Here is a 23,507-nt window from a genome sequence, read left to right as displayed (position 1 = left end):
CCCCCTCCCACAGTTGTTACGGCATTGAATTCAGGCCTTGGCAACCAACCCATCCGCCCGGAACATCCCGCGAATCCCGCGCACCGCCTGACGGATCCGGTCCTGGTTCTCGATCAGCGCAAAGCGCACATGGTCATCGCCATACTCGCCAAAGCCGATGCCCGGCGACACGCACACCTTGGCCTCCAGCAGCATTTTCTTGGCAAATTCCAGCGAGCCCATTGCGGCGTACGCTTCGGGGATCTTCGCCCACACGTACATCGATGCCTTGGGATTCTCGACCATCCAGCCCAGTTCGTGCAGGCCCTTGACCAGCACATTGCGGCGCTGGCGGTACTGCTCGGCGATGTCCTTCACGCACTGCTGGTCGCCTTCGAGCGCGGCAATCGCCGCCACTTGCAGCGGGGTGAAGGTGCCGTAGTCGTGGTAACTCTTGATCCGCGCCAGGGCGTTGACCAGTTCCGGATTGCCCACCATGAAACCGATGCGCCAGCCGGCCATGTTGTAGCTCTTGGACAGGGTGAAAAACTCCACCGCAATGTCCTTGGCGCCGGGCACCTGCATGATCGACGGGGCTTTCCAGCCGTCGTAGACGATATCGGCGTAGGCCAGGTCATGCACCACCAGCACGTCGTATTGCTTGGCCAGGGCGATCACCCGTTCGAAGAAGTCCAGCTCCACGCATTGCGCGGTCGGGTTGGACGGAAAGCCGAGGATCATCATTTTCGGCTTGGGGATCGAGCCACGGATTGCCCGCTCCAGCTCGTCGAAAAAATCCACGCCCGGAATCAGCGGCACCGAACGCACCTGGGCGCCGGCAATCACGGCACCGTAGATGTGAATCGGGTAGCTCGGGTTGGGCACCAGTACGGTGTCGCCCTGATCCAGGGTGGCCAGCATCAGGTGCGCCAGCCCCTCCTTGGAGCCGATGGTGACGATGGCTTCCGACTCGGGGTCGATGTCCACTTCATAGCGGTCTTTGTACCAGCGCGAAATCGCCCGGCGCAGGCGCGGAATACCTTTGGAAGTGGAGTAGCCGTGGGTGTCTTCACGCTGGGCGACGGTGACCATTTTTTCCACGATGTGCAGTGGAGTGGGGCCGTCGGGATTACCCATGCTCAAGTCGATGATGTCTTCGCCGCGCCGACGCGCAGCCATCTTCAGCTCGGCAGTGATATTGAACACGTAAGGGGGGAGTCGATCGATGCGCGCAAAGCGGCGCGGCAAACCTTGGTCGGCCATTGTTGCCTCGAAGTACGTAAGCGCCCGGAACCGTCCGAGCGACGTTGGCCACTGCGGTGGCCTGCGACAGACGATACGGTCGATGATGGCCAGTTGTCCATACGCGTGGGAAAAAATTCTGCGTGGAGTAGGGCGCCGATATGCCCCTATACTCGACGCGGGTTTGTTCCCTCATAAGAAGGAGACTGTTCGTATGGATCAGCAGACAAGACAACCGTTGGCGCCACGCATGGAGGCGGGCAGGGCCATGGTGATTGCAGGCGTCAAGGGCCGTTATTCAAAAGCTACCGTCGGCGATATTCCCCGCCTGTGGGAATTGTTCGACACCTGCATCAAGGACATCAAACAGCGCATCGGTGGGGTGACCTATGGGGTTTGCCATAACCCCAAACAGGATGAGTTCGACTACCTGGCGGGCGTCGAAGTCCCGTCCCGAAGCGACGTGCCGGGCAACTTCGAATCCATCGACATCGCCCCGCTCAACTACGCCGTGTTCACCCATCACGGGCCGGTGCAGGCGATGGAGCAGACCTTCGAGCGCATCATGTTCGAATGGCTGCCGCGCTCGGGCTACAAGGTTGTGGGGGCCAATTTCGAGCGCTACAGCGCGGACTTTGACGGGCGCAAGGGCACCGGCACGGTGGAGATCTGGTTGCCGGTTGGGCAGAAGGCCTGAGCCAGCAGCCGACGTCACGTAAACATGACATTCGTCTCTGAACGTCATGTTTATGTGACATTTACCGTCATCAATCAAACGCCCGGCGCAACCTGCGCTCATACCCGATCCGCCCTTTGTACGCCTCCCCGCTGTCGACCCAACCCGCCCGCAGGTACAGGCCCATTGCGGCCGCGTTGTCACTGTCCACCGATAATTCAAGCGCCTTTATCTGCGGCCAGGTTTCAATGGCCACGGCGGGCAGCGCCAGCAGGCAAGCCTTGCCAAACCCTCGCCCTTGCTGGCGCCGGTCCACCTGCAACGCGTGCAGGGTCGCGCTGTGCTCGTCAGCCCAGTGGGGCAGGCAGGGCGGGCGCTTGAGCAGCAGGAAGGCGACCGGAATCTCATCGGCCAGCAGGGCAAAGCCCTTCACCCCAGGGCTGGGTTTGGCGAGCAGTGTATTGAGGGCGCAGTACATGTCGCCGGAAAACGGCAGTTGCTCGGGATGAACTTCGATGGCGCTCAGTTGCTGTTGTTGAACAGCGCTCAGCGCTTCGTAGGAAACAAGGCGGGTTTGCATAGGGAAAACCGAACGGCGCAGTGGAGAAAGCAGTTTAACGCCTTCCCCGATCACCCAGACAACGAAGATCGCTTCAGGCATCCCACGCCCTGTGGCAAGTGGGCTTGTTGTGGCGAGCGGGCTTGCCCCGCGTTGGGGTGCGAAGCGCCCCCAATCAAGGAAAGCGCGGTACACCTGACACGGCTCAGCGCCTGGTTTTGGGGCTGCTGCGCAGCCCAACGCAGGACAAGCCTGCTCGCCACAGGGAATCTGCGCTTTAACTGAACGGCATTAGGACAAACCCTAATGCCGTTCAGTTAAAGAAATGTGTGGGCTTATTGTGGCGAGCGGGCTTGCCCCGCGTTGGGGAGCGAAGCGCCCCCAATCCAGCAAAACGCGGTGTACCTGATATGGCTCAGCGCCTGGTTTAGGGGCTGCTGCGCAGCCCAACGCAGGACAAGCCTGCTCGCCACAGGGAATCTGCGCTTTAACTGAACGGCATTAGGACAAACCTGCTCGCCACAACCACAACAAGCCTGCTGGTCACACGCAAGCGCTCAGTCAAGCATCTGCCCCAGTAACCAGCTCCCCGCCGGCCCCGGTGGTCGTTGTCGCGACCACAGCGCATCCATCGCCACCGAACGTGGCCAGCCGCGCGCCTTGAGTTCAATCAGGCTGGCATTGCCGAAGCGCTCCACCAGCCAACGGGGCAGGGGCGCCCAGCCGAAGCCCAGTTGCGCCATTTCCATCAGCATCAGGTAACTGGCGGCCGACCATACGCGCCCGGCCGCGCGGTTGTCGTAGGGTTTGACGATGCTCGCCAGGCGCAATTCGCGGTGTAGTTTCAAGTGCTGTGGGTCTACCTGCGCAAGGCTTGCCAAGGCATGCTGCGGTGACACGAACAACGCGGTTTCGGTGCGCTCCTGCACCGGCGAACTGGTGAGGTCGGGCGGGTAGACGTCCTGCTGCTCGATAAACGCCATGTGCGCCCGGCCGCTTTGCACCAGGTCGACCAGGTCATCGCATTCGGCAATCAGCCATTCCAGCTCCAGGTCCGGGTAACGTTGGGAAAAGGCGAGGATCGCGGTTTCGAAGCGCGGCGACTGGTAGGTGTCCGACATGGCAATCGTCACCCTTGGCTCCAGGCCCTGTGCCAACTGGCTCGCCGCCAGCTCCAGGCGGCTGCTGGCCTCCAGTACCTGTTCTGCCCGTTGCAGCAGCACATGCCCGGCAGGGGTCAGCGTCGGCTTGCGGCTACTGCGGTCGAACAGCACCACATCCAGGTCAATCTCAAGGCTTGCCACCGCCGCACTGATGGTCGACTGGCTTTTGCCCAGCTTGCGCGCCGCCGCCGAGAACGAGCCTTGGGTGGCGGCCTGGACAAATGCCTGCAGCACTTCGTGAGACGCCATAAGTATCGCCCTGGTCGATGGTTATTGATTATGAAGTATCGGTGTGAGGGGTGAGCATGGCAACCGTCGCCATCACGGAGCCAGGGCATGAACCCTACCAAGTCGATCTCTGAACGCGTTTGCCAGGCCCTCGGTTTCGAGGGCCTGGCCTTGTTGATCTGCACGCCGTTACTGGTGTGGATCACCGGCAGGCCGGCCCTGGAAATGGGCGCGGTGACCCTGGGCATGAGCCTGCTGGCGCTGACCTGGAACGTCATTTTCAACAGCCTGTTCGACCGTCTCACGGTGCGCCTGCAACTCTGCGGCGGCGCCTGGACACGGGTGCTGCACGCGCTGATGTTCGAAGGCGGGCTGATCATCGTCGCCGTGCCTTTGATTGCCGCGTGGATGCAGATCAGCCTGCTGCAGGCCCTGATGCTCGACATTGGCGTGCTGCTGTTTTTTCTGCCGTACACCTATGTCTATCACTGGGGCTACGACGTGCTGCGCGACAGGTTTCTACAAAAACATGCCGCCCGACGCCTCGATACGTTGCCCGGTGATCCATGCGCTGCCGTCGGCCAGCAGGCTGGCGATGGCGCCGCCGATATCATCCGGTAAGCCGACGCGGCCCAGGGCGGTGTTGCTGGCGACCATGGCATTGAGGTCGGCGTTGTCGCGCACGGCGCCGCCGCCGAAGTCGGTCTCAATGGCACCGGGGGCAAGGATGTTGACGCTGATGCCACGGGCGCCGAGTTCCTTGGCCTGGTAGCGCGTGAGCACTTCCATCGCGCCTTTCATCGCGGCGTAGGCGGCGTAACCGGGCAGGCTGAAGCGCGCCAGTCCGCTGGACACATTGAGGATGCGTCCGCCGTCGCGGATCAACGGCAACAGCTTCTGGGTCAGAAAAAATGGCCCCTTGAATTGAATCGCCAGCAACTGATCGAACTGCGCTTCGGTGGTCTCGGTAAAGCTTGCGTGAATGCCGATCCCTGCGTTGTTGACCAGAAAATCGAAGTGGTCCTGTGCGAAAACATCCTTGAGCACGCGGGCAACGTCGCCAGCGAACGCGTCGAAGGTGGCGCTCTGGCCCACATCCAGCTGCAGCATCGCCGCGCGGCCGCCCAGTTGCTCAATCTGCGTCACCAAGGCCTGCGCCTCGTCGGCCTTGCTGTGATAGGTGCCGATGATATCGACGCCCTGCGCAGCCAGGTGCAGGGCGGCGTTTTTGCCCAGGCCACGGCTGGTGCCGGTGATCAATGCGATTTTACGGGTCATGGTGAGTACCTCTGCGTGTGGGTGTGGAATGAGTGTATTTGTCCGACCGTAACGTGATAAACAGCGCTATACCGGAATCACTGGCCGGATAAGGCGAACAATCCATGAACAAGCTTGAACTGCTGCGCACCTTTGTACGGGTCACTGAGCTGTCGAGTTTTACCCAGGCGGGCGAACGCCTTGGCCTGCCGCGCTCCACCGTGTCCGAGCACGTGCAGGCGCTGGAGGAACTGCTCGGCGCGCATTTGTTGCAGCGCACCACGCGCAAGGTGCAGGCGACCCAGGACGGCCTTGTGCTGTATGAGCGCAGCAAGGATCTGCTGGCGCACATGGAAGAACTCGAAGGGCTGTTTCGTCAGGACGAAGCGAAACTGGCGGGACGCATTCGGGTGGACATGCCCAACGTGATGGCGCGGGACCTGATCCTGCCGCGCCTGCCCGACTTCATGCACGCGCACCCGCTGATCGAGCTGGAAATCAGCACCACCGACCGCCAGGTCGACCTGCTCGCCGAAGGGTTCGACTGCGTGCTGCGCGTGGGCGCGCAGCCGGACCAGAGCGTGGTGGCCCGCTGGCTGTGCAGCCTGCCGATGCTTAACTGCGTGAGCGCCACCTACCTGCAACGCTTTGGCACGCCGCACACACTCGCCGATTTGGCCAACCACCATCTGGTGCATTACGTGCGTCCACTGGGCTCACGCTCGGCGGGCTTCGAATACCTGCAGGGCAACAAGGTGCAGCGCCTGCCCATGGCCGGGCGGGTCACGGTCAACAGCACCGATGCGTACAAGGCGGCATGCCTGGGCGGTTTCGGGATTATCCAGGTGCCGGCTCTGGGCCTCAGCGCTGAACTGGCCAGCGGTGAACTGGTGGCGGTTTTGCCGGACTACCCGGCACCGCCGTTGGACGTGTCGCTGCTGTACGCCGGGCAGCGGCATTTACCGTTGCGCGTGCGGGTGTTCATGGACTGGCTGGCCGGTGTGCTGCAAGCGCAGCTCTAACGCCGCGCCGACAACTGCTGCGGCGCCAGGAACGCGTCGTGGAAGTAATCCCGGAATGCCTGCATCGCCGGGGTGAATGCGCGCTCGCGGTGCCAGGCCAGGCCCACGCTCATGGGCGTTACCGGATCGGTGACGGTCAGGGTTTCGATGCGCTTGCCTTCCAGGGACCAGGGCCGGTGCACCAGGTCGGACAGGATCGCCACGCCGCTGCCATTGGCGACCATGCTGCGCACCGCTTCCACCGAACTGGTGCGCAGTCGCACGTTGGGGGTCTGCCCGGCCTGTTCCCAATAGCGCATGGCGCTGTGTTCGGCCTCGTCGACGGTGAGCAGTATGTACGGCTCCTGCGCCACGTCCGCCAGGCTCACCGCACCCCGTTCGCACAGTGGGTGATGGCTGGGCAGCCACAGGCGGCGTTCGGAATTGAACAGGATTTCCGAGACGATGGCCGGGTGTGTGAGGTTGGCGGTGAGCACCACGGCCATGTCGAAGCCGCCGTCGAGCAGGCCCTGTTCGATGGCCTGGCGCTCCTGTTCGAAGACCTCGATGGTCACGTCCGGGTGCCAGTGCTCCATGCGCTGCAGGTGGTGCGGTAAAAAATAGCCCAGCACGGTGTAGCTGGCGGCCACGCGCAGCACGCCGCTGGCGCGGTGGTCCGGCAAGGGGCTGTTCAGCGCGTCGTCGACACTGCGCACGATCACGTAGGCGCGGTTGAGAAAGTGTCGGCCTGCGTCGGTGAGGTTCATGCCCTGAGCCGAGCGCATGAACAACTGCACGCCGAGCATGGCTTCGAGTTCCTTGATCGCGGTGGTGACCGCCGATTGAGAGATGTTCAAGTGAATCGCCGCCTGGGAAATCTGACCGATTTCGGCGGTGGCGACGAAGTAGCGAACCTGGCGCAAGGTAAGGGACATGGCTTTATCTGATTTTCAGAAGATGCCTCATCTGATAATAGATCTTCCCAAGGGGTCAAGGGGCAGCCTACTTTCCCTGCATCCCCTTTGACGGAGCGCACGCGATGCAGGCAGTGGATTTCAATTCAGACATGGGCGAAGGCTTCGGTCCCTGGACCATCGGCGATGGTGTCGACGCGGAGTTGATGGCCTATATCAGCTCGGCCAATATCGCCACCGGCTTTCACGCCGGCGACCCGGGCACCATGCGCCGTACCGTGGCGCGTGCCAAACAGCTGGGCGTCGCCATCGGCGCGCATCCGGGCTTTCGCGACCTGGTCGGTTTCGGCCGCCGCCACATCAACGCGCCGGCCCAGGAACTGGTGGACGACATGCTCTACCAACTCGGCGCCCTGCGCGAAATCGCCCGTGCCCAGGGCGTGACCCTGCAACACATCAAGCCCCATGGCGCGCTGTACATGCACCTGGCCCGCGATGAAGAAGCCGCGCGCCTGCTGGTACAAAACCTGCAAATCATCGAGCCGACACTGTTGCTGTACTGCATGCCCAACTCGGTGATCTGGCACGTCGCCAGGGAGCTGGGGCAGCCCGTGGTGCGCGAGTTTTACGCCGACCGTGAGTACGATCTGAGCGGCTCCATCGTGTTCACCCGCAACGTGCGCGCACTGGACCCGGCCACCGTGGCGGCGCGGGTGCTGCGAGCGTGCCAGAGCGGGTTGGTGCGCACGGTGGAAGGCGAAGACCTGTCCATCGAATTCGATTCCATCTGCCTGCACAGCGACACCCCCGGCGCCCTGGAACTGGTGGAAGCCACCCGTGAAGCCCTGGACCGCGCCGGTATCGACGTCAGGACCCCTCAATAAGATCGACCCCTTACTTTTTTGCCTGCCTTTCTACAATGATTCCAAGAGGAACAGACATGGCTGAAACGTCGCCCATCCGCTACAGCTTCGGCGCTGATGAACACCTGTTCGCCGAGGTCAGCGACAGCATGTCGCTGGAAGCCTTCTTCACAGGCATGGCCGTGACCCGCGCGGTGGAGCGCCTGGCGTTGGACGGCGTGCTGGATATCTGCCTGGCCAACGCCTCGTTCCAGATCCGCTTCGACCCCGACCGCATCGCGCCCCACGTATTGCTCGATGCCGTGCAAAGCGCTGAGGCCCAGGCGGTGGCCGAGCGCACACTGCACACGCGCATCATCGAAATTCCGGTGCTCTACAACGACCCCTGGACCCATGAAACCCTGATGCGTTTTCGCGACCGTCACCAGGACCCCGGCGGCACCGACCTGGAATACGCCGCGCGCATCAACGGCCTGGCCGATGTGGACGCGTTCATCGACGCCCACAGCGGTGCGCCGTGGTTTGTGTCGATGGTCGGCTTTGTGGCGGGCTTGCCGTTCATGTTCCAGATGGTCGAGCGTGCGCGGCAGTTGCAGGTGCCCAAGTACCTGCGCCCGCGCACCGATACGCCCAAACTGACCCTCGGTCATGGCGGCTGCTTCGGCTGCATCTACTCGGTGCGCGGCGCCGGCGGTTACCAGATGTTCGGCGTGACCCCGGCACCGATCTACGACCCGGCGCAGCAGCTGGCCTACCTCAAGGAACACATGGTGTTCTTTCGGCCCGGCGACATCGTGCAGTTCAAGCCGATTGACCGTGACGCCTACGACCTGGCGGTGGCTGAAGTGGACGCCGGGCGCTTCGATCTGCGCATCCGTCCGGTGGAGTTTTCCCTCGACGCGTTTCTCGCCGACCCCGTCGGCTATCCGAAAACCCTGCAGGAGGCGCTGGCATGATCAAGGTGCTCAAACCTGGCCTGGCCACCTCTGTGCAGGACCTGGGCCGCGAAGGCTATTACCACCTGGGCATTCCACCTTCGGGTGCGCTGGACCAATACGCGCTGAGCGCGGCCAACCATCTGGTGGGTAACCCGCTGGGGGCGGCGGGGCTGGAATGCACGCTGGTCGGGCCTGAGCTTGAGTTTACGCAGGACGCGTTGGTGGCACTCAGCGGTGCATTGATGTCACCGCGCCTGGACGGCGAAGTGGTGCATCAGGACACCGCCTTCGCGGTGCGTGCCGGGCAGGTGCTGCGCTTCGCGTTTCCGGTGGCCGGCGCGCGCACGTACCTAGCCGTGGCGGGTGGCATTGATGTGCCGGTGGTGCTCGGCAGCCGCTCCACTTACGCCCTGGGCGCACTGGGCGGGTTCCAGGGTCGGCGCTTGCAGGAGGGTGATGTGTTGTCGATCGGCGAGCCCAGCGGCGCGGGCCGTGCCGGCAACAGCCTGCCGATGGCCCTGCGCCGTTCGGTGGGCGGCGACGTGACCCTGCGCGTGGTGCCGGGGCTGTATTACGACCGTTTGACCACGGGCGCGAAAAGCAGCTTTTTTGCCGAACCCTGGACGGTAGGCTCCGAGGCCGACCGCATCGGCTATCGCTTCAAGGGCGGCAGCGCGTTGAGCTTTCAACCACGCGAGCAGCCGTTTGGCGCCGGTTCCGATCCGTCGAACATTGTCGACAGCTGCTACCCGATCGGCTCGATCCAGGTACCGGCGGGGCTGGAGCCGATTGTGCTGCACCGCGACGCGGTGTCGGGCGGCGGCTACGCCATGATCGGCACCGTGATCAGTGCCGATCTGGATTTGATCGGGCAGATGCAGCCGAACCAGCGGGCGGGGTTTGTGGCGGTCAGCCTGGAAGAGGCGCTGGAGGCGCGGCGAGTCTACAAGAAGCGCCGCAAAATAATGGCCGCGTTATTCACGTCCTGAAAAACAGAAGACCCCTGTGGGAGGGAGCAAGCCCCCTCCCACAGTTTCAACAGTGTCGGGTCAGAACAATTGGGTGAACAGCCAGTACAGGCTGCCCGACAGCAGAATCGCCGCCGGTAATGTCAGCACCCAGGCCATCAGCAGGTTACGGATGGTGCGCATCTGCAACCCGCCGCCGTTGGCCACCATCGTACCGGCCACGCCCGATGACAGCACATGGGTGGTCGACACCGGCAACCCGTACATATCCGCCGCGCCGATGGTCAGCATCGCCACCATTTCCGCCGACGCACCCTGGGCGTAAGTCAGGTGGGTCTTGCCGATCTTCTCGCCCACTGTCACCACGATGCGCTTCCAGCCGACCATGGTGCCCAGCCCCAGCGCGATGGCCACGGCGATCTTCACCCACAGCGGAATAAAGCGCGTGGAATTGTCCAGTTGCTGCTTGAACAGTTGCAGCTTGCCCTGGGTGTCGGCGTCGAAGTGGCCGACCTTGTCCTTGTCCATCAGGCGAATGGTTTCGCTGGTCAGGTACATGTCGTTACGCACGTTGCCGACGGCTTCAGCGGGGACTTTGGCGAGGGAACCGTAACCTTTTACTTCGTCGCCGATGTGGCCGGTGAGGGCGGCCAGTGCCGGCACGAGGTCTGCGGTGGGCTCCTTGGTGCGCACGTAGGTGGAGAGGATCGGGCGCGGGTCGCCGGGCAATGTCTGCGGCGCGCTTTTCATCAGCGCCACCTGGGTCACCTCGGCCACCGCTGCGAACTGCAACGACTGTTCGACGGGCATGGCGCGGTTGAGGGCATAGGCCATCGGCAGGGTACCGACCAGGATCAACATGATCAGGCCCATGCCTTTCTGCCCGTCGTTGGAGCCGTGGGCAAACGACACGCCGGTGCAGGTGACGATCAGCAGGCCGCGAATCCACCACGGCGGCGGGGCGTCGCCCTTGGGCGCCTTGTACAGCGCGCGATTCTTGACGAAGGCGCGCAGGGCCAGCAACAGCAGGGCGGCAAAGCCAAAGCCGATCAGTGGCGAAAGCAGCAGCGCATAACCGATCTTGATCGCCTGGCCCCAATCCACGCCGCTGCTGCCGTCACGCCCGTGCATCAATGCATTCGCCACGCCGACGCCGATGATCGAGCCAATCAGGGTGTGGGAAGAGGACGCCGGCAAACCCAGCCACCAAGTGCCGAGGTTCCACAGGATGGCGGCGATCAGCAGGGCGAAGATCATCGCAAAGCCGGCCGAGGAACCCACCTGCAGAATCAGCTCGACCGGCAGCAGGGCAATGATGCCGAACGCTACCGCGCCGCTGGAAAGCAACACGCCGAGAAAGTTGAAGAAACCCGACCACACCACCGCAAAGTGCGGCGGCAGCGAGTTGGTGTAAATCACCGTTGCGACCGCGTTGGCGGTGTCGTGGAAGCCGTTGACGAACTCGAAACCCAGCGCGATCAACAACGCCACGCCCAGCAGCAGGAACGGCGTCCAGGTGGTAACGACGGCGCCCATCTCCTTCATGTCGTGCATCAGGCTGTAGGCGGTGAACAACAGGCCCATGGCAAGGACGGCGAAGAACATGATCACGGTGATCAGGCCGGGTTTCTTGTCCAGTCGGGGTTTGGGGTCGGTGTGTGCGGCGGTGCTAGGGGCTGTCAGTGACGGGGTGGCCATGCCGGAGCATCCTGTGTGGGGAAGGATGTCGCCCATGATCATTACAAAATGTTACAGAGAGACTGCAACAGCTCAGTGTTCACGCGAATGAAAGTGCCACTTGTCCAGAACTCACCGCCAAACCCATGCGGGAGGGAGCAAGCCCCCTCCCACAGTCGATTGCAGTGCAATCAGTAGTCTTTGCGTTTGCGGAAGGCCCAGCGCCCGGCGATCAAGGTGAAGGTGGCCACCAGCGCCACCAGGATCCAGAAGCCTTCCGGGTCCTGTGAGAGCGGTACGCCGCCCACGTTCATGCCGAAGAAACCGGCGATGATGTTGATCGGCAGCGCCAGCACCGTGACCACGGTGAGGGTGAACAGCGTGCGGTTGCTCTGCTCGTTGAGGTTGGCGGCGATTTCTTCCTGCAACAACTTGATGCGTTCGCCCAGCGCCGTGAGGTCGTTGATGATCAGTGCGAACTCCTCGGTGGATTTGCGCAACTCCTTCACGTCTTCCTTTTGCAGCCATTGCGGTGGGCGGTTGAGCAGGCGCAGCAGCGAGCCCGGTTCCAGCGCCAGCAGGCGTTGCAGGCGTACCAGCACACGGCGCGCGGCACCGAGTTCGGCGCGGTTGGTGGCCAGTTGCGAGGACAGTAGCTGGTCTTCGATATGGTCGACGCTGATGCTGGTCTTGCGCACGATCTGCGTCAGCACTTCGCCCTGGTCGCGCAGCAAATGCACCAGCAGCGCCAGCGGCGAGCGAAAGCCCTCACCGGCCTTTACCGATGAGCGCAACTTGTCCACCGAGTGCAGCGGTTGCAGGCGCGCGCTCACCAGCAGGCGGCTGCGGGCGCACACCCACAAGGTAGAAATGTCCGACGACACCAGGCTGCTGAAGTTGAACACCACGTCGTTGACCACCGCCAGCAAGGCCGAGTCCACATGTTCGATACGCGTGGAGCGCGAGCCTTCGTGCAGGGCTTCGAAAAATTCCTCGGGCAAATCCAGGTGCGTTTGCATCCAGCGTTCGCACGCGGCGTGAGCCAGGTTCAGGTGCAGCCACAAGAACTCGTCCGGGTCGGCCGGTTGTTGCAGAGCCTGCAGGGCGGTGGCGGAGTCGATCTGCTCGCCCTTTTCACCGGGGCGAAAACGGAAACCGTAAAGCAGGCCAAACAGATCGGGATCCTGGTGGCTGTGGTCAATGCTGTGGTTCATGGAGTCTCGCAGGGAAAGCGCCTGTAGGACGTTTCACAGGTTCGCATGCGCGAATCATTGCAAGGCGGGATGACGATTTTGTGACACTTTGAACGCTTGCTCAGCGCGTTTTCAGCATAAAGGTAAAGCGCGTCCCCGAATGCTCGCAGGTCGATACCTCCAGATCCCCGCCGTGTGCGTCGGCAATCTGCTTGACGATATACAACCCCAGGCCCAAGCCGGCTTGTGGGGTGTCGGTGACAGGGCGCGCATACGGCTCGAACAGGCGAGGCACTGCCTCCCGACTGATCTGCCCGGGATTTTTCACCGTGAGCATGAAGAGGCCATGCTCGATCTTCGCCGTGACCTCCACCGGGCCATCATGGAGACCATGATGGATGGCGTTGGCCACCAGGTTCGACAGCAACTGCGCCAAACGCTCGCGGTCGCCGTATACGCCCCGCAAATCGCCGATATCGGCGCGAATCACCCGCGTGGGGTTCACGCTCTGCACCTCGGACACCACGTGGTGCAGGGCGCTCTGCAATCCGTCGCAATCGCTCAGGTGCAGCGGAATGCCACTGCCCATGCGGCCACGGGCGAAATCCAGCACGTCTTCGACCAACTGCGCGGCACGCTGGCCGCTGCTGAGAATGTGCCGCACCAGCGGGTCGGTGGCCGGTGCCGAATGCTTGCGCAGGCGTTCGGCACTGAAATTGATGGCGAACAAGGGGTTGCGCAGGTCATGGCCCAGCACGGCGATAAACTGCTCGCGCAATTCTGCTGTGCCGCGTTCTTCGTACAGTTGCGCTTCGGTATGTTGCAGGGTTTCTTCAGCTTCGATCTGCAGCGCCAGCACCCGCGCGAACGACTCCATGGTGGATTGGATCGCGCTGCTGCGCAGGTTGGCGGGGTTGGGGTCGAGGGCGCAGATCGTGCCGAAAAAACGCCCGTCGGTGCGGAACACCGGCACCGAAATATAGCTTTCGAACTGGTAGATACGCGGCGTGTGGTGGTCGTGATAAAGCGGGTCTTCGCTGGCCTTGTCGATCACCACGGACACATGGGAGCCGCGGATCTCATGGCAGATGGTGGTGGTCAGGTCCAGCTCACCGCCGACCCCGAGGCCGAATTCCAGCTCATCGCGCACCGCGCAGGCGGTCCAGGTGTCGTCGGTCACCCTGGCCACGGCAGCGAAGCGCAGGCCGGTGATGTCGCTGATCACCTGAAGCATCGCAGGCACGGCGCTGATCCGGCCAATGGTGGCGATGTCGGCAGCTTTTTGGTCCATGCAGCAGCCTCTGTGCGCAACGTGGTGGGCGAAGTTCGCCGCCCGATGTAGGGAATTTTAACGACCTTAAGTGCTGCAGCGGTAATTTATGTACGAATTTTCCTGCGCTCATAAAAAAACCGCGCCACCCGAAGGTGGCGCGGCTTTTTGGGGTTCAACTCAAGTGTCTTGCTTGTTTTCCAGCACTGCGCCGGTCTTGGCATCGAGCTTGACTTCAAAGCGCTTGCCGGCGGTATCGGTCAGGTCGACTTCATAGACATACTGGTCGGCGACGCCGTGTTTGTTGTCCAGCTCCGTGTCGGTAATCGAAGCACCAGGGTGAGTTGCCACGGCCGCTGCGTTGAGTTTGTCGAAAGGCATCACGGCGCCGGACTTGACCAGGCCTTCAATATGATCCGGACGAACATCCGCCTGAGCCAAACCGGCAGTCAGGGTCAGAGCGGTGGCAGCGAACAGGGCAGTCAAAGTTTTCATGGTGTGTCCTCTTGGATGAACTGTTTAAGTGGCGCCAGATTAACCAGCGCAACTTAATTCATCCTTAATGGCTCACTGACACCAATGCTTCAGTATTTATAGTCGTTGAGCAGGTCCTGCACGCTGGACGACGGCCAGCGCTTGTAGAACTTCAGCAGTTCGGCCGCGCGGTTGGTGAAGATGCCATCGACGCCGGCGTTCATCACTTTTTCGAAATCCACCGGCTCATCGACGGTGTAGACGTGCACCAGCAGGCCTTTGTCGTGGGTCAGCTTGTTCATTTCCGGTTTGACCAAGTCGGTGTAGCTCTGGTCACCGTGATGGGTCAGCTCGGCCGAAGGGCCGGTGCCGATGGCGCCAAGGTCCTTGGCCTGGTCGACCCATTTTTCGAACTCGGCGGCGTCTTTCGGTTCTTGCTTGGCGTAGTAGGCGGCCTTGGTCGACTCGCCGGACTCGGCGAAGGTCTGTTTGGATTTTGGCTCGATACTGCCTTCACCCACCCACAGCAGCAGGATCTTCGGCGTGTTGGGCATCTCCTTTTGCAGCTCTTTCAGGCTGGACACCTCGAAGGTTTGCAGCACCACGCGGCCCTTGCCCTGGCCGACGCCGGTGTTGCTCTTGCCCAGCTTGGAACCGGCGGAACTCAGCCAGCCCTTGTCCAGCAGTTTGGTTTTGAGGTCGGCTTCGATGCCCGGGAATTGCTTGGGCTCCTTGGTCTCGATGTACAGGCCGGGTTTGTGCTGCGGGTTGCCTTCGGCGATCTTGATGATGTCGTCCAGGCTCTGGATCTTCAGGCCGACGAAGCCCGGGCGGGCGCGGTCCGGGTAGGCGGCGTTGAACCAGCTGCCGGCGTCGAGGGTTTGCAGTTCTTTCCAGGTGAACTCGTTGGCCGGCGCGTCTTTGCGCTCGGGGAACTTGGTGGCCACGTCGGTGGTGCGCTGCAGGTTGTTGTCGTGCAGAGCGAACAGCACACCGTCCTTGCTGCGCTGCAGGTCCATTTCCAGGTAGTCGGCGCCCAGGTCGCGCGCGACTTTGTAGGCTGCGGCGGTGGATTCGGGAGCATCGTAGGACGCACCGCGGTGGGCGATGACGGCCGGGTAGGGGATGCCTTCGTTGGTCGCCAACTCGGCCGGGCTGATCGAGTCGGCTGCCTGCGCCTGGCCAAGACCGAGCATCAGTGCGAGCAGCAGAGCGCTCTTGGTAAACGTGACAGGCATAAGCGAAGTCCTTTCGTGGAGTGAACTTGAGAAGGCTTCCTTTTTAACAAGTGATTGTGAACGGCGCTATCACCAAACCGACATTAACGTGCGCGGGGGGTGTTTTAGGGGCCTTTTCAGCCAGGTGAAGATCAAATTGTGGGAGGGAGCAAGCCCCCTCCCACAGAGGTATGCATTTCAGATTGGAAAGGCGTAGGCCCTTTCGACCTTGCACACGCGGGTATGAAACGCCGAGTACCAGCTGGCGCGTCCTTGCTCGCGTACCTGTGTGTGCTCGGCATTGTGCTTCCACGCCAGAATTGCCGCTTCGCTGCGCCAATATGAAACCGTAATCCCCAGCCCGTCCTCCCGCGCTGATTCCACGCCCAGGAACCCCGGTTGTTCGCGGGCCAGTTCCAGCATGCGCAGGGCTGCCTGGCCGTAACCCAGGTCCCCATCGCTGCGCAGCGAGCTGAAGATCACCGCGTAGTAAGGCGGCGCGGGTGTGTTGGCAATCATGCCGAAAGCGCCTGGCAGGCCTTGAGCAGCGCCAGCGCCAGGGGCGGCGTCGTGCCTTTGAGCGCCGCGCGCTCGGGCTGGAACAGCGTGGCGACGAAGAACGGGTGGTTCAGCAGTTCGACGGCGCGTGGCTCGCCGGCGGCGTCGTGGCCGCTGGCAATCAGGTCGCCTTCCAGCAGAGCGCTTTCGAAGGCGGGGTTGATGCCGTAGCGGCAGCGGTAGCCTTCTTCGAGATCCAGCTGGCCGTAGGCATCGGCGATGCGGGTGCCGGGGACTAAACGTATCGTGTCGATCGCCTCCACCAACGCGCAGCCAAGCGGGGTGATCACCGCACGCTGGGCATCCGGCACCAGTTCGCCGTGTTCGGCATCGGCCCAGCCCATTGCATGGCGGGCATATTCGAGCACGGCGTGCTGAAAACCGCCGCAGGTGCCGAGGAAAGGGCGCCGCTGTTCGCGGGCAAAACGCACCGCGCGCAAGGCGCCCTGAGTGTCGCGGTAGGGGCTGGCCGGGACGCACCAGAACCCGTCGAAACCCTGCAACAGCGTCGTGGAGGTGAGCGTGTCGGTGGCGAGCCATTTGACGTGCACCGTCAGGCCCAGGGTTTGCGCGGCCTGTTGCAGCGCGAGCGGGATCGCCTGGTGCGCGATCACATCCGGGTTGTAGTCGCCGATCAGGGCGATGTGCAGAGCGGTGGTTTTCATCAGAGGCATCCCATGGCTTGTTGTGTCCTGATGCCCACTATAGATTGGCGCTCACGCAATCAATATTGGCATTTGCCCACATGCTCAATGCAGTCACGCACTATCAAATCGATTACACCGACCTGTCTCTGATCCTGGCCCTGGTGCGCGGCGGCAGCCTGGCGCGGGCGGCAGCGTTGTTGCGGGTGGATGTGTCCACGGTGTTCCGCGCGGTGCGGCGGCTGGAGGCGGCCCTGGGGCAGACCCTGTTTGAAAAAAGCCGCGCCGGTTACCTGCCCACCAGCCTGGCGAGCCACCTGGCGCAACAGGCCGAGTGTGCCGAACAGGCCCTGGAAGCCGCGCGCATCGGCGTGGAGCAGGGCGGCGAGGTGATCACCGGCACGGTGCGCCTGACCTGCACCGACTCCGTGCTGCAAAGCTTGCTGCTGCCGGCGCTGGCGCAGTTCATGCCGGCTTACCCGGCGCTGACGCTGGAGCTGAGCACGTCGAATGATTTTGCCAACCTCAGCCGCCGCGATGCCGACATTGCCCTGCGCCTGACCCGCACGCCGCCGCAGCACCTTGTAGGACGCAACCTGGGCAGCGTGGCGTATCGGGTATGTGCCAGCGTCGATTATGCGCGCCGGCACGCGGGCCGCGCGTTGGCTGAGCTGGACTGGATCGCGCCGGATGATTTCCTGCCCGATCACCCCACCGTAGTCTGGCGTCGTGAGCACCTGCCAGGCGTGCGCCTCAGTTACCGCTGCAACAGCATGCTTTCGGTGACCGAACTGGTGCGGGCGGGGTTGGGGGTGGCGGCCTTGCCAGACTTTTTACTGGACGCGCACCTGCAACCGCTGGGCCCTGCGCTGGCGGGGCACGATACCGCGCTGTGGCTGCTGACGCGCCCGGATTGCCGGGCGTTGCGTTCGGTGGTGACGTTGTTCGAGCAGTTGGGACTGCATGTGCCCGGAGCGAGGCCCAGTTGAGGTATGCAGTGCAGCAATTCCCAATGTGAGAGCAAGCTCAAATGAGGGAGCAAGCCCCTCCCACATCAGCCACCCTTTGGCAGATGGGGGTCAGTGGCTGACCCGCTCACCGGCAAACGCGCTCACCGCCTGCACCGCCTCGCTGGTGCCCTGGCGAATCTGCAGGATCACCGTGCCGGCCCGGTTGGCCAGGTCCACGCCGACGGCTGCGCGGTCGCGGGTGCCGTCCATGCTGTCGATGGCCTGACGGGTCTCTTCCTGGATCATGGCGATCATGCTGGAAATTTCCGTCGTCGAGCCGCTGGTGCGGGACGCCAGTTGTCGCACTTCATCGGCCACCACCGCAAAGCCGCGACCCTGTTCGCCGGCCCGTGCTGCTTCGATGGCCGCATTGAGCGCCAGCAGGTTGGTCTGGTCGGCAATCGCGCGAATGGTGTTGACGATGGCCGTGATCTGCTGCGAACGCTCGCCCAGTTTGGCGATCAATTGCGACGAGCCGTCGATGTTCGCGGCAATTTCGCGCATGCCAGTGGCCGATTGTTGAATCACTTCGGCGCCTTTTTCCGCGATGTCGCGCGTACTCAGGGAGATGTGATACGCCTGCGTCGCACTTGCGGCGTCGGTGGCATGTTGTTGCACGCGGGCGGTGATGTCGGAGGCGAATTTCACCACCTTGCACAGGCGCCCGCCGGCGTCGTACACCGGGTTGTAGTTGGCTTCGAGCCACACGGCCTGGCCGTTCCTGTCGATGCGCTCGAACTGGCCGCTGAACAGTTCGCCCTGGTTCAGGCGCTTCCAGAAGTCGGCATAGGCCGCACTGTTGGCCGATTCCGGCGTGCAGAACAGGCGGTGATGCTTGCCCTGAATCTGCGCCAGGCTGTAGCCCATGCGCGAGAGGAAGTTTTCGTTGGCGGTGATGATGGTGCCGTCGAGGTTGAACTCGATCACTGCCATGGCGCGGCCGATGGCTTCCAGTTTGGCATTGGCCTCGCTTTCAGCCTGCAAGCGCGGGGTCACGTCCAGGGCGTACTTCACCACCTTGATCACCGTGCCCGTGTCGTCGCGCACCGGGTTGTAGCTGGCTTCCAGCCATACCGACTGGCCATTGCTGCCCAGCCGCTCGACGGTGCCAGACTGAAACTGGCCATTGCGCAGTTGGGTCCACAGCTGGCTGTATTGCGCGCTGCGGGCAAATTCGGGGGCGCAAAACAGGCGGTGCGACTGGCCGATGACTTGCTCGGCGCGATAGCCCATGGTGTGCAGAAAATTGTCATTGGCCCGCAGTACGGTGCCTTGCAGGTCGAATTCGATCACGGCCATTGAGCGCTCGATGGCGTCGAGCAGACTGGCTTGCTGGGCGACAGTGTGTTGCAGGGCGTTGATGGTTTTTTTGTAGGCGTTGAATAGCATGTGCAGTGCTCGGACAAGCAACGTCGGGAGTTATCCATGGATTGGCGCTTGCCCCGTTTGGCGCTTGGCCTACGGCGGACGTGCTCATTGTCGACTTCCTGATGCCGACAGAAGGTGGAACGGGTCTATGAGTGATCAGCCTGACAACAAGTTCGCCTCAAGGGCAGGACCTTTTTTGGGCAGGTGATCGGTGGTGGCATTATGCTTTCACTCAGGTGGGGTGGAAGAAAATTCTGACGAGGTGTCGTACGACAACTTCAGGCGAAATGGGCAATCACCTGATCGCTGACCTTGACCCGGTTGCGTCCGGTGTCCTTGGCGTCGTACAGCGCCCGGTCCGCCGCGTTCAGCCATAGGGAGGCGTCGGTGAAGAAGGGCTGAAAAGTCGCCAGGCCGATGCTCAGGCTGACCCTTAATTCGGGGATCTGCGGGTGACGGTAATCGCTGAAGGTCTCGCGCATGTGCTCCATGATCCGCGCGGCTTCGGCCAAGGGCATTTGCGGAAGAATCACACAGAACTCATCGCCACCGTAACGCCCGGCCAGGTCGTTTTCCCGCAGCTTGCGTCGCAGCTCCAGGCTCAGCTCGCGCAGCACCGTATCGCCGACGATATGGCCGTGGGTGTCATTGATCTGCTTGAAGTGGTCGATATCGATCAGCGCAATGGTGGCGTGACTGCTCTGCTGCTGGCACTCGTGGAACTTGAGGTGCAGCAGATCTTTCCAGGAGCCGTGGTTGAGCAGGCCCGTGAGGCTGTCGGTGCGGCTCAGGGCGCCGAGGGCGCGTTTGTGCTCCGACAGTTTGATCGCCAATTGGTAACAGACCATGCCGATGGCCATGGGGTAAAGCGTCAGCATCGGCAGGCAGGTGTAGACCTGGAGGAGGCTGACATCGGGGTTAAAGCGTATGCCGAACAGTGCCCAGGCCACGACGATGCCGACGCCCTGAGCCAGCAGGCCACGCACGAACAGGCGTGTGCCACCGGCGGCGACGTTGTTCATGGTGACCATCGACAGCAGGGTCGCGGTGGTCAGCGGTGTGAATTGCGCGGCGGCGACCCAGAAGCCAGCGAACACCGAGTCATACAGGAAGTTGCGCTGTTCGGCCTGGTAGGGAAATGGCGAGCGGGTCGACAACAGGTACGCGGCGTGCGCCCAGATGAATCCGTTGAGCAGCAGAAACGCCCACACCCAACCCGGCATAACCAACGGATACAAGGCGCCAGTGACACTGATGCTGCCAACACCCAGGCCGATAATCCTTGGCTGGTAGATACGCCTGGCAAATGAAAGTCCTTTGCCTCGTCTGTTTTCCATAAATTCCTGGCCCAGCTGATTTTTTTACAGGTACGGCGATGCGCGGTCACTGGATCAACCGTTGATCGGATAATGCCGGGAACATTGTCAGTTATTCGTAACGGAATAATCAGTGGCCTTGGAGGCCATTTGCGCAAATCGGGTGCCAAATGCGCCAAAAGCGACTTTCCGTGTCGCTTATGCGATAGCGCCTGCGGGGTCAGCGGGGCGGACTTCGTAGCCCGCGAGGAACAGGTCGATGGCCGACTCAATCACGCGGGCCTGTTCGGCCGCGTCCAGGGTGGGCTGGCCGAGGGTGATCTGTGGCCAGAACGCGAAGGCCTTGAGCAGGCTCTGGATCTGGTGCGCGGCAAAGGCCGGGTCGGAGCAACTGAGCCGTCCATCGTCGCGGGCGGCGCGCACCCATTGGGTGAAGCCTTCTTCGCGCTTGCTCAGGCGGTTGACCATGTCTTGCGCGCGCTCCGGCGAATGAATGGTGGCAGCGATGGCCACGCGTGCCAGGTCGAGGAAGTTGGCGTCCGCCATCATCTGCATCTTGGCGGCGAGCAAACCGCGCAATTGCTCACGCAGCGGGCGCTCGCTGGCGTAGCTGATGTCGAGTTGCGCGACGCTGCTGGCCCAGAGTTGATGGAGAATCTCGGCGAACAACTCCTCCTTGCTGGGGAAGTGGTTGTACACCGTGCGCTTGGAGACGCCGGCGGTGGCGGCGATCCTGTCCATGCTGGTGACCTCGAACCCATTGGCGCGAAACTCGGCGATGGCCGCCGCCACGATGGCTTCGCGCTTGCGGTCGGTGAGGCGTTGGGGGGCAGTCATGGCGGGCGATCGGCTCCGAGAGAAATTACACTCGGCAGTTTACTTGTTCCGGATTTTGTTGCAATCTTGAAACTACACTGTGCAGTGTAATTTTCCCGCAGTTCGCAGGAGCTTTGTTGTAATGGCCACCACCCCATCCCAAGACACCGCGTCTGTCGCGCTCAAGCCTGCCGAGCAGGCACAGCGGCAATTCAACAATGGCACTCGGGTGCCGCACGGCGGATTTGGTAAAACCCTGGGCATCTTCTGGAAGATGTTGTTCCACAAACCGCGCAACACCCGGCCGGTGGGGGAGGTTCCGGTACAGTCCCTGACGCGTGAGCAACTGCTGGCCGCACCCGATCACAGCGTGTTTCGTCTGGGGCATTCCACCGTGTTGCTGAAGATGCGCGGCAAGTTCTGGCTCACCGACCCGGTGTTTGCCGAGCGCGCATCACCTTTCAGTTGGGCCGGGCCCAAGCGGTTTCACCAGCCGCCCATCAGCCTTGCAGCGCTGCCGCCGCTGGAGGCGGTGATTGTGTCCCATAACCATTACGACCATCTGGACCGCAAGGCGGTCATCCAGTTGGCCGGCAAGACCCGCTGCTTTCTGGCCCCGCTGGGTGTGGGCGACACCTTGATTAAATGGGGAGTGGACGCCAGCAAAGTGAGGCAGCTGGACTGGTGGGAAGATACCGAAGTGGAAGGCATTCGTTTCGTTGCCACGCCCGCCCAGCACTTTTCCGGACGCGGGCTGTTTGATGGCAACCAGACCCTGTGGTGTTCCTGGGTGATGATCGACGCGGCGCGGCGCATTTTCTTCAGCGGCGACACTGGCTATTTCGATGGCTTCAAACGTATCGGCGAGCAGTACGGCCCGTTCGACTTGACGCTGATGGAAACCGGCGCCTACAACGTCGACTGGCCCCATGTGCACATGCAACCGGAGCAAACCCTGCAGGCCCACATCGACCTCAAGGGCCGTTGGCTGCTGCCGATTCACAACGGCACATTCGACCTGGCGTTCCACGCCTGGCACGAACCCTTCGACCGCATCATGGCCCTGGCGTGGGAGCGCAACGTGTTGATTACCACGCCGGCAATGGGACAGGCATTCAATCTGAACCAGCCGGAGCGTGGGCACGCATGGTGGCTGGAGGTGGAGGCTCAAGGTGCACAGGCGCGCGCCTCGAGCTGAGGCAAAGAGCAGCTACGGGAAATGACTTTTCAAGGTGTTTCAGCGCGGCACAAGCGTCGGAAGACAGTGCATGATCGCCCGGAATTTTAGCCTCTGTGGGACTGCTTCGATGGATGATGGCGGTAGGAAAAACGTTCAACTGGGTATGCATTTTCGTACGGTGCCGACCTCGTCCTCCGCATCGGCGGAGCCTGTCGATCTGGCGGCGTCCAAGCGCCACTTCCATGCTGACGAAGGTTGCCTGAGCGGTATCGTTTTTGGTGACGAACACGCCAAGGGCAAGGTGTTCATACCGGGCTACAACGCCGTGGCTCCGATGATCAGGCCAGTACGCGATCCTTCGTTGTCGTTGATCGCGCTGAGCGGTATCGACCCTTCCGACCCGGTGATGGTGGAGGTGCCCCTGGTGCTGAACAACACCACGTTCACGGCGACTCCGCCGTTGGCCGGCTGGCGCCTTGGCTATGTCGAACACTATGTACGCGGCGAGCATAAAGAACCCGCGCCACGCAGCCCAGCCCTGCGTAGAGCGTTCGACACCCTGCGCCAGGCGGGCGCGCAACTGGTGGCGGTGGACGCGCAACGAACGGATGACAGCCTTCACTTCAGCCTGCGCAATCGCAATGAAATTGATCAGTTGCTGGCGGACTCTCGGCTTGATGCCGTGGTGTCGGACGACCGGCGTGCAGCGTTTCATGGCGATAGCCCCAGCGATTACCCCCGTGTCTGCGAAGTGCTGGAAGATGGTTCGCAGCTCTGGTTTTTTGGCTCACGCAGGTCGCGGGCTTCGCTCAGCCTGCTCGTACGGGCCTTTCGGCAGGGGCGTGCGACCTAGTCACAGCGCGGCCATACAAGGTTGGGGTTGTTCGGCTCAGTCTGTAGCTGGGGCCATGGAATGACCCCGCCGTTTAACCATGTGATATTCCTGAGCCTGAGCCCGTAAATCCGACTGCACCACCTGTGCCTGCGGGAAGTGCA

23 protein-coding genes and 2 pseudogenes are annotated in these 23,507 nt (G+C 62.4%); 9 read left to right on the top strand and 16 right to left on the bottom strand.

The annotated features are described in order from the left end of the window. Nucleotides 1-30: 30 nt before the first annotated feature. On the bottom strand, nucleotides 31-1,242 hold the full coding sequence (alaC, locus tag H045_RS14970) for an alanine transaminase (protein WP_015372801.1): 1,212 nt from the start codon (nucleotides 1,240-1,242) through the stop codon (nucleotides 31-33). Nucleotides 1,243-1,435: 193 nt separating this feature from the next. Between alaC and H045_RS14965 the strand changes: the two genes are divergently transcribed. Beyond that, nucleotides 1,436-1,918: a GyrI-like domain-containing protein gene (locus H045_RS14965; RefSeq protein ID WP_003237852.1), complete on the top strand. Its 483-nt coding sequence runs from the start codon at nucleotides 1,436-1,438 to the stop codon at nucleotides 1,916-1,918. Nucleotides 1,919-1,988: 70 nt separating this feature from the next. Here H045_RS14965 and H045_RS14960 read toward each other — a convergent pair whose 3' ends face one another. Continuing rightward, nucleotides 1,989-2,477, bottom strand: coding sequence for a GNAT family N-acetyltransferase (locus tag H045_RS14960; protein ID WP_003237854.1), 489 nt, complete (start codon nucleotides 2,475-2,477; stop codon nucleotides 1,989-1,991). A 536-nt stretch (nucleotides 2,478-3,013) separates the two neighbouring features. After that, nucleotides 3,014-3,868, bottom strand: coding sequence for a LysR family transcriptional regulator (locus tag H045_RS14955; RefSeq protein WP_015372799.1), 855 nt, complete (start codon nucleotides 3,866-3,868; stop codon nucleotides 3,014-3,016). An 87-nt stretch (nucleotides 3,869-3,955) separates the two neighbouring features. On the opposite strand from H045_RS14955, the gene H045_RS14950 reads away from it, so the two are divergent. Continuing rightward, nucleotides 3,956-4,468: a multidrug/biocide efflux PACE transporter gene (locus tag H045_RS14950; RefSeq protein ID WP_041931520.1), complete on the top strand. Its 513-nt coding sequence runs from the start codon at nucleotides 3,956-3,958 to the stop codon at nucleotides 4,466-4,468. Here the strand turns inward: H045_RS14950 and H045_RS14945 are convergent. Continuing rightward, on the bottom strand, nucleotides 4,367-5,125 hold the full coding sequence (locus H045_RS14945) for an SDR family NAD(P)-dependent oxidoreductase (RefSeq protein ID WP_003237860.1): 759 nt from the start codon (nucleotides 5,123-5,125) through the stop codon (nucleotides 4,367-4,369). The genes H045_RS14950 and H045_RS14945 overlap by 102 nt on opposite strands. Before the next feature lie 104 nt (nucleotides 5,126-5,229). Between H045_RS14945 and H045_RS14940 the strand changes: the two genes are divergently transcribed. Beyond that, complete coding sequence (locus H045_RS14940; protein ID WP_015372797.1) at nucleotides 5,230-6,126, top strand: LysR family transcriptional regulator; 897 nt, start codon at nucleotides 5,230-5,232, stop codon at nucleotides 6,124-6,126. On the opposite strand, the gene H045_RS14935 is transcribed toward H045_RS14940, so the two are convergent. Continuing rightward, nucleotides 6,123-7,040, bottom strand: coding sequence for a LysR family transcriptional regulator (locus H045_RS14935; RefSeq protein WP_003237864.1), 918 nt, complete (start codon nucleotides 7,038-7,040; stop codon nucleotides 6,123-6,125). The two genes, H045_RS14940 and H045_RS14935, sit on opposite strands and share 4 nt — an antisense overlap. A 104-nt stretch (nucleotides 7,041-7,144) precedes the next feature. Here H045_RS14935 and H045_RS14930 point away from each other — a divergent pair, with 104 nt between their 5' ends. Genes H045_RS14930 through H045_RS14920 form a run of 3 tightly spaced genes read left to right on the top strand, consistent with a single transcriptional unit; the run spans nucleotide 7,145 to nucleotide 9,809 of the window. Continuing rightward, the gene (locus tag H045_RS14930) at nucleotides 7,145-7,903 is read left to right on the top strand and encodes a 5-oxoprolinase subunit PxpA (RefSeq protein ID WP_015372796.1); all 759 of its coding nucleotides are present in this window, start codon (nucleotides 7,145-7,147) and stop codon (nucleotides 7,901-7,903) included. A 56-nt stretch (nucleotides 7,904-7,959) separates the two neighbouring features. After that, nucleotides 7,960-8,838 (top strand): 5-oxoprolinase subunit B family protein, encoded by an 879-nt coding sequence (locus H045_RS14925; protein ID WP_015372795.1) that lies wholly within the window; start codon nucleotides 7,960-7,962, stop codon nucleotides 8,836-8,838. Then, nucleotides 8,835-9,809: a 5-oxoprolinase subunit C family protein gene (locus H045_RS14920; protein WP_015372794.1), complete on the top strand. Its 975-nt coding sequence runs from the start codon at nucleotides 8,835-8,837 to the stop codon at nucleotides 9,807-9,809. Before H045_RS14925 ends, H045_RS14920 begins: the two co-directional genes overlap by 4 nt. A 60-nt stretch (nucleotides 9,810-9,869) precedes the next feature. Here H045_RS14920 and H045_RS14915 read toward each other — a convergent pair whose 3' ends face one another. The 7 genes from H045_RS14915 to H045_RS14885 all read right to left on the bottom strand — a co-directional run bounded on the left by H045_RS14915 (nucleotide 9,870) and on the right by H045_RS14885 (nucleotide 16,842). Then, on the bottom strand, nucleotides 9,870-11,486 hold the full coding sequence (locus tag H045_RS14915; RefSeq protein WP_003237874.1) for an inorganic phosphate transporter: 1,617 nt from the start codon (nucleotides 11,484-11,486) through the stop codon (nucleotides 9,870-9,872). A gap of 170 nt (nucleotides 11,487-11,656) precedes the next feature. After that, nucleotides 11,657-12,679, bottom strand: coding sequence for a transporter (locus H045_RS14910; protein WP_003237876.1), 1,023 nt, complete (start codon nucleotides 12,677-12,679; stop codon nucleotides 11,657-11,659). Nucleotides 12,680-12,779: 100 nt separating this feature from the next. Continuing rightward, the gene (locus H045_RS14905) at nucleotides 12,780-13,949 is read right to left on the bottom strand and encodes a GAF domain-containing sensor histidine kinase (protein WP_015372793.1); all 1,170 of its coding nucleotides are present in this window, start codon (nucleotides 13,947-13,949) and stop codon (nucleotides 12,780-12,782) included. A gap of 159 nt (nucleotides 13,950-14,108) precedes the next feature. Further along, nucleotides 14,109-14,423, bottom strand: a complete 315-nt coding sequence (locus H045_RS14900; protein ID WP_003237880.1) for a PepSY domain-containing protein — start codon at nucleotides 14,421-14,423, stop codon at nucleotides 14,109-14,111. Nucleotides 14,424-14,512: 89 nt separating this feature from the next. After that, nucleotides 14,513-15,640, bottom strand: a complete 1,128-nt coding sequence (locus tag H045_RS14895; RefSeq protein ID WP_015372792.1) for a glycerophosphodiester phosphodiesterase family protein — start codon at nucleotides 15,638-15,640, stop codon at nucleotides 14,513-14,515. A 177-nt stretch (nucleotides 15,641-15,817) separates the two neighbouring features. Next, on the bottom strand, nucleotides 15,818-16,138 hold the full coding sequence (locus tag H045_RS14890; RefSeq protein ID WP_003237883.1) for an antibiotic biosynthesis monooxygenase family protein: 321 nt from the start codon (nucleotides 16,136-16,138) through the stop codon (nucleotides 15,818-15,820). Next, a complete protein-coding gene (locus tag H045_RS14885) occupies nucleotides 16,135-16,842 on the bottom strand; it encodes a CTP synthase C-terminal region-related (seleno)protein (RefSeq protein WP_015372791.1) in 708 nt (235 codons plus the stop codon). Before H045_RS14885 ends, H045_RS14890 begins: the two co-directional genes overlap by 4 nt. A gap of 80 nt (nucleotides 16,843-16,922) precedes the next feature. Here H045_RS14885 and H045_RS14880 point away from each other — a divergent pair, with 80 nt between their 5' ends. Beyond that, the gene (locus H045_RS14880) at nucleotides 16,923-17,810 is read left to right on the top strand and encodes a LysR family transcriptional regulator (RefSeq protein WP_015372790.1); all 888 of its coding nucleotides are present in this window, start codon (nucleotides 16,923-16,925) and stop codon (nucleotides 17,808-17,810) included. Nucleotides 17,811-17,900: 90 nt separating this feature from the next. Here the strand turns inward: H045_RS14880 and H045_RS25865 are convergent. From H045_RS25865 to H045_RS14865, 4 genes and pseudogenes are all read right to left on the bottom strand, one after another. Further along, nucleotides 17,901-18,335, bottom strand: a pseudogene (locus H045_RS25865) (methyl-accepting chemotaxis protein); the annotation flags it as partial. Nucleotides 18,336-18,500: 165 nt separating this feature from the next. After that, nucleotides 18,501-19,130: pseudogene (locus tag H045_RS25860) on the bottom strand (PAS domain-containing protein); the annotation flags it as partial. A 347-nt stretch (nucleotides 19,131-19,477) separates the two neighbouring features. Then, on the bottom strand, nucleotides 19,478-20,536 hold the full coding sequence (locus tag H045_RS14870; protein ID WP_015372789.1) for a diguanylate cyclase: 1,059 nt from the start codon (nucleotides 20,534-20,536) through the stop codon (nucleotides 19,478-19,480). A gap of 177 nt (nucleotides 20,537-20,713) precedes the next feature. Next, complete coding sequence (locus H045_RS14865; RefSeq protein WP_015372788.1) at nucleotides 20,714-21,352, bottom strand: TetR/AcrR family transcriptional regulator; 639 nt, start codon at nucleotides 21,350-21,352, stop codon at nucleotides 20,714-20,716. A 121-nt stretch (nucleotides 21,353-21,473) separates the two neighbouring features. Here H045_RS14865 and H045_RS14860 point away from each other — a divergent pair, with 121 nt between their 5' ends. Both H045_RS14860 and H045_RS14855 read left to right on the top strand, forming a co-directional pair. Continuing rightward, nucleotides 21,474-22,529 (top strand): MBL fold metallo-hydrolase, encoded by a 1,056-nt coding sequence (locus H045_RS14860; RefSeq protein ID WP_015372787.1) that lies wholly within the window; start codon nucleotides 21,474-21,476, stop codon nucleotides 22,527-22,529. A 145-nt stretch (nucleotides 22,530-22,674) separates the two neighbouring features. After that, nucleotides 22,675-23,364 (top strand): hypothetical protein, encoded by a 690-nt coding sequence (locus H045_RS14855; RefSeq protein WP_015372786.1) that lies wholly within the window; start codon nucleotides 22,675-22,677, stop codon nucleotides 23,362-23,364. The last annotated feature ends 143 nt before the right edge of the window (nucleotides 23,365-23,507 follow it).

The organism is Pseudomonas poae RE*1-1-14, assembly GCF_000336465.1.
GTDB lineage: Bacteria > Pseudomonadota > Gammaproteobacteria > Pseudomonadales > Pseudomonadaceae > Aquipseudomonas > Aquipseudomonas poae.
This window is presented reverse-complemented; position numbering and strand designations above follow the sequence as displayed.

Excerpts from the sequence above, each read along its gene's own strand:
- alaC (WP_015372801.1), bottom strand. The coding sequence starts at position 1,242 with ATGGCCGACCAAGGTTTGCCGCGCCGCTTTGCGCGCATCGATCGACTC.
- H045_RS14965 (WP_003237852.1), top strand. The coding sequence starts at position 1,436 with ATGGATCAGCAGACAAGACAACCGTTGGCGCCACGCATGGAGGCGGGC.
- H045_RS14960 (WP_003237854.1), bottom strand. The coding sequence starts at position 2,477 with ATGCAAACCCGCCTTGTTTCCTACGAAGCGCTGAGCGCTGTTCAACAA.
- H045_RS14955 (WP_015372799.1), bottom strand. The coding sequence starts at position 3,868 with ATGGCGTCTCACGAAGTGCTGCAGGCATTTGTCCAGGCCGCCACCCAA.
- H045_RS14950 (WP_041931520.1), top strand. The coding sequence starts at position 3,956 with ATGAACCCTACCAAGTCGATCTCTGAACGCGTTTGCCAGGCCCTCGGT.
- H045_RS14945 (WP_003237860.1), bottom strand. The coding sequence starts at position 5,125 with ATGACCCGTAAAATCGCATTGATCACCGGCACCAGCCGTGGCCTGGGC.
- H045_RS14940 (WP_015372797.1), top strand. The coding sequence starts at position 5,230 with ATGAACAAGCTTGAACTGCTGCGCACCTTTGTACGGGTCACTGAGCTG.
- H045_RS14935 (WP_003237864.1), bottom strand. The coding sequence starts at position 7,040 with ATGTCCCTTACCTTGCGCCAGGTTCGCTACTTCGTCGCCACCGCCGAA.
- H045_RS14930 (WP_015372796.1), top strand. The coding sequence starts at position 7,145 with ATGCAGGCAGTGGATTTCAATTCAGACATGGGCGAAGGCTTCGGTCCC.
- H045_RS14925 (WP_015372795.1), top strand. The coding sequence starts at position 7,960 with ATGGCTGAAACGTCGCCCATCCGCTACAGCTTCGGCGCTGATGAACAC.
- H045_RS14920 (WP_015372794.1), top strand. The coding sequence starts at position 8,835 with ATGATCAAGGTGCTCAAACCTGGCCTGGCCACCTCTGTGCAGGACCTG.
- H045_RS14915 (WP_003237874.1), bottom strand. The coding sequence starts at position 11,486 with ATGGCCACCCCGTCACTGACAGCCCCTAGCACCGCCGCACACACCGAC.
- H045_RS14910 (WP_003237876.1), bottom strand. The coding sequence starts at position 12,679 with ATGAACCACAGCATTGACCACAGCCACCAGGATCCCGATCTGTTTGGC.
- H045_RS14905 (WP_015372793.1), bottom strand. The coding sequence starts at position 13,949 with ATGGACCAAAAAGCTGCCGACATCGCCACCATTGGCCGGATCAGCGCC.
- H045_RS14900 (WP_003237880.1), bottom strand. The coding sequence starts at position 14,423 with ATGAAAACTTTGACTGCCCTGTTCGCTGCCACCGCTCTGACCCTGACT.
- H045_RS14895 (WP_015372792.1), bottom strand. The coding sequence starts at position 15,640 with ATGCCTGTCACGTTTACCAAGAGCGCTCTGCTGCTCGCACTGATGCTC.
- H045_RS14890 (WP_003237883.1), bottom strand. The coding sequence starts at position 16,138 with ATGATTGCCAACACACCCGCGCCGCCTTACTACGCGGTGATCTTCAGC.
- H045_RS14885 (WP_015372791.1), bottom strand. The coding sequence starts at position 16,842 with ATGAAAACCACCGCTCTGCACATCGCCCTGATCGGCGACTACAACCCG.
- H045_RS14880 (WP_015372790.1), top strand. The coding sequence starts at position 16,923 with ATGCTCAATGCAGTCACGCACTATCAAATCGATTACACCGACCTGTCT.
- H045_RS14870 (WP_015372789.1), bottom strand. The coding sequence starts at position 20,536 with ATGGAAAACAGACGAGGCAAAGGACTTTCATTTGCCAGGCGTATCTAC.
- H045_RS14865 (WP_015372788.1), bottom strand. The coding sequence starts at position 21,352 with ATGACTGCCCCCCAACGCCTCACCGACCGCAAGCGCGAAGCCATCGTG.
- H045_RS14860 (WP_015372787.1), top strand. The coding sequence starts at position 21,474 with ATGGCCACCACCCCATCCCAAGACACCGCGTCTGTCGCGCTCAAGCCT.
- H045_RS14855 (WP_015372786.1), top strand. The coding sequence starts at position 22,675 with ATGCATTTTCGTACGGTGCCGACCTCGTCCTCCGCATCGGCGGAGCCT.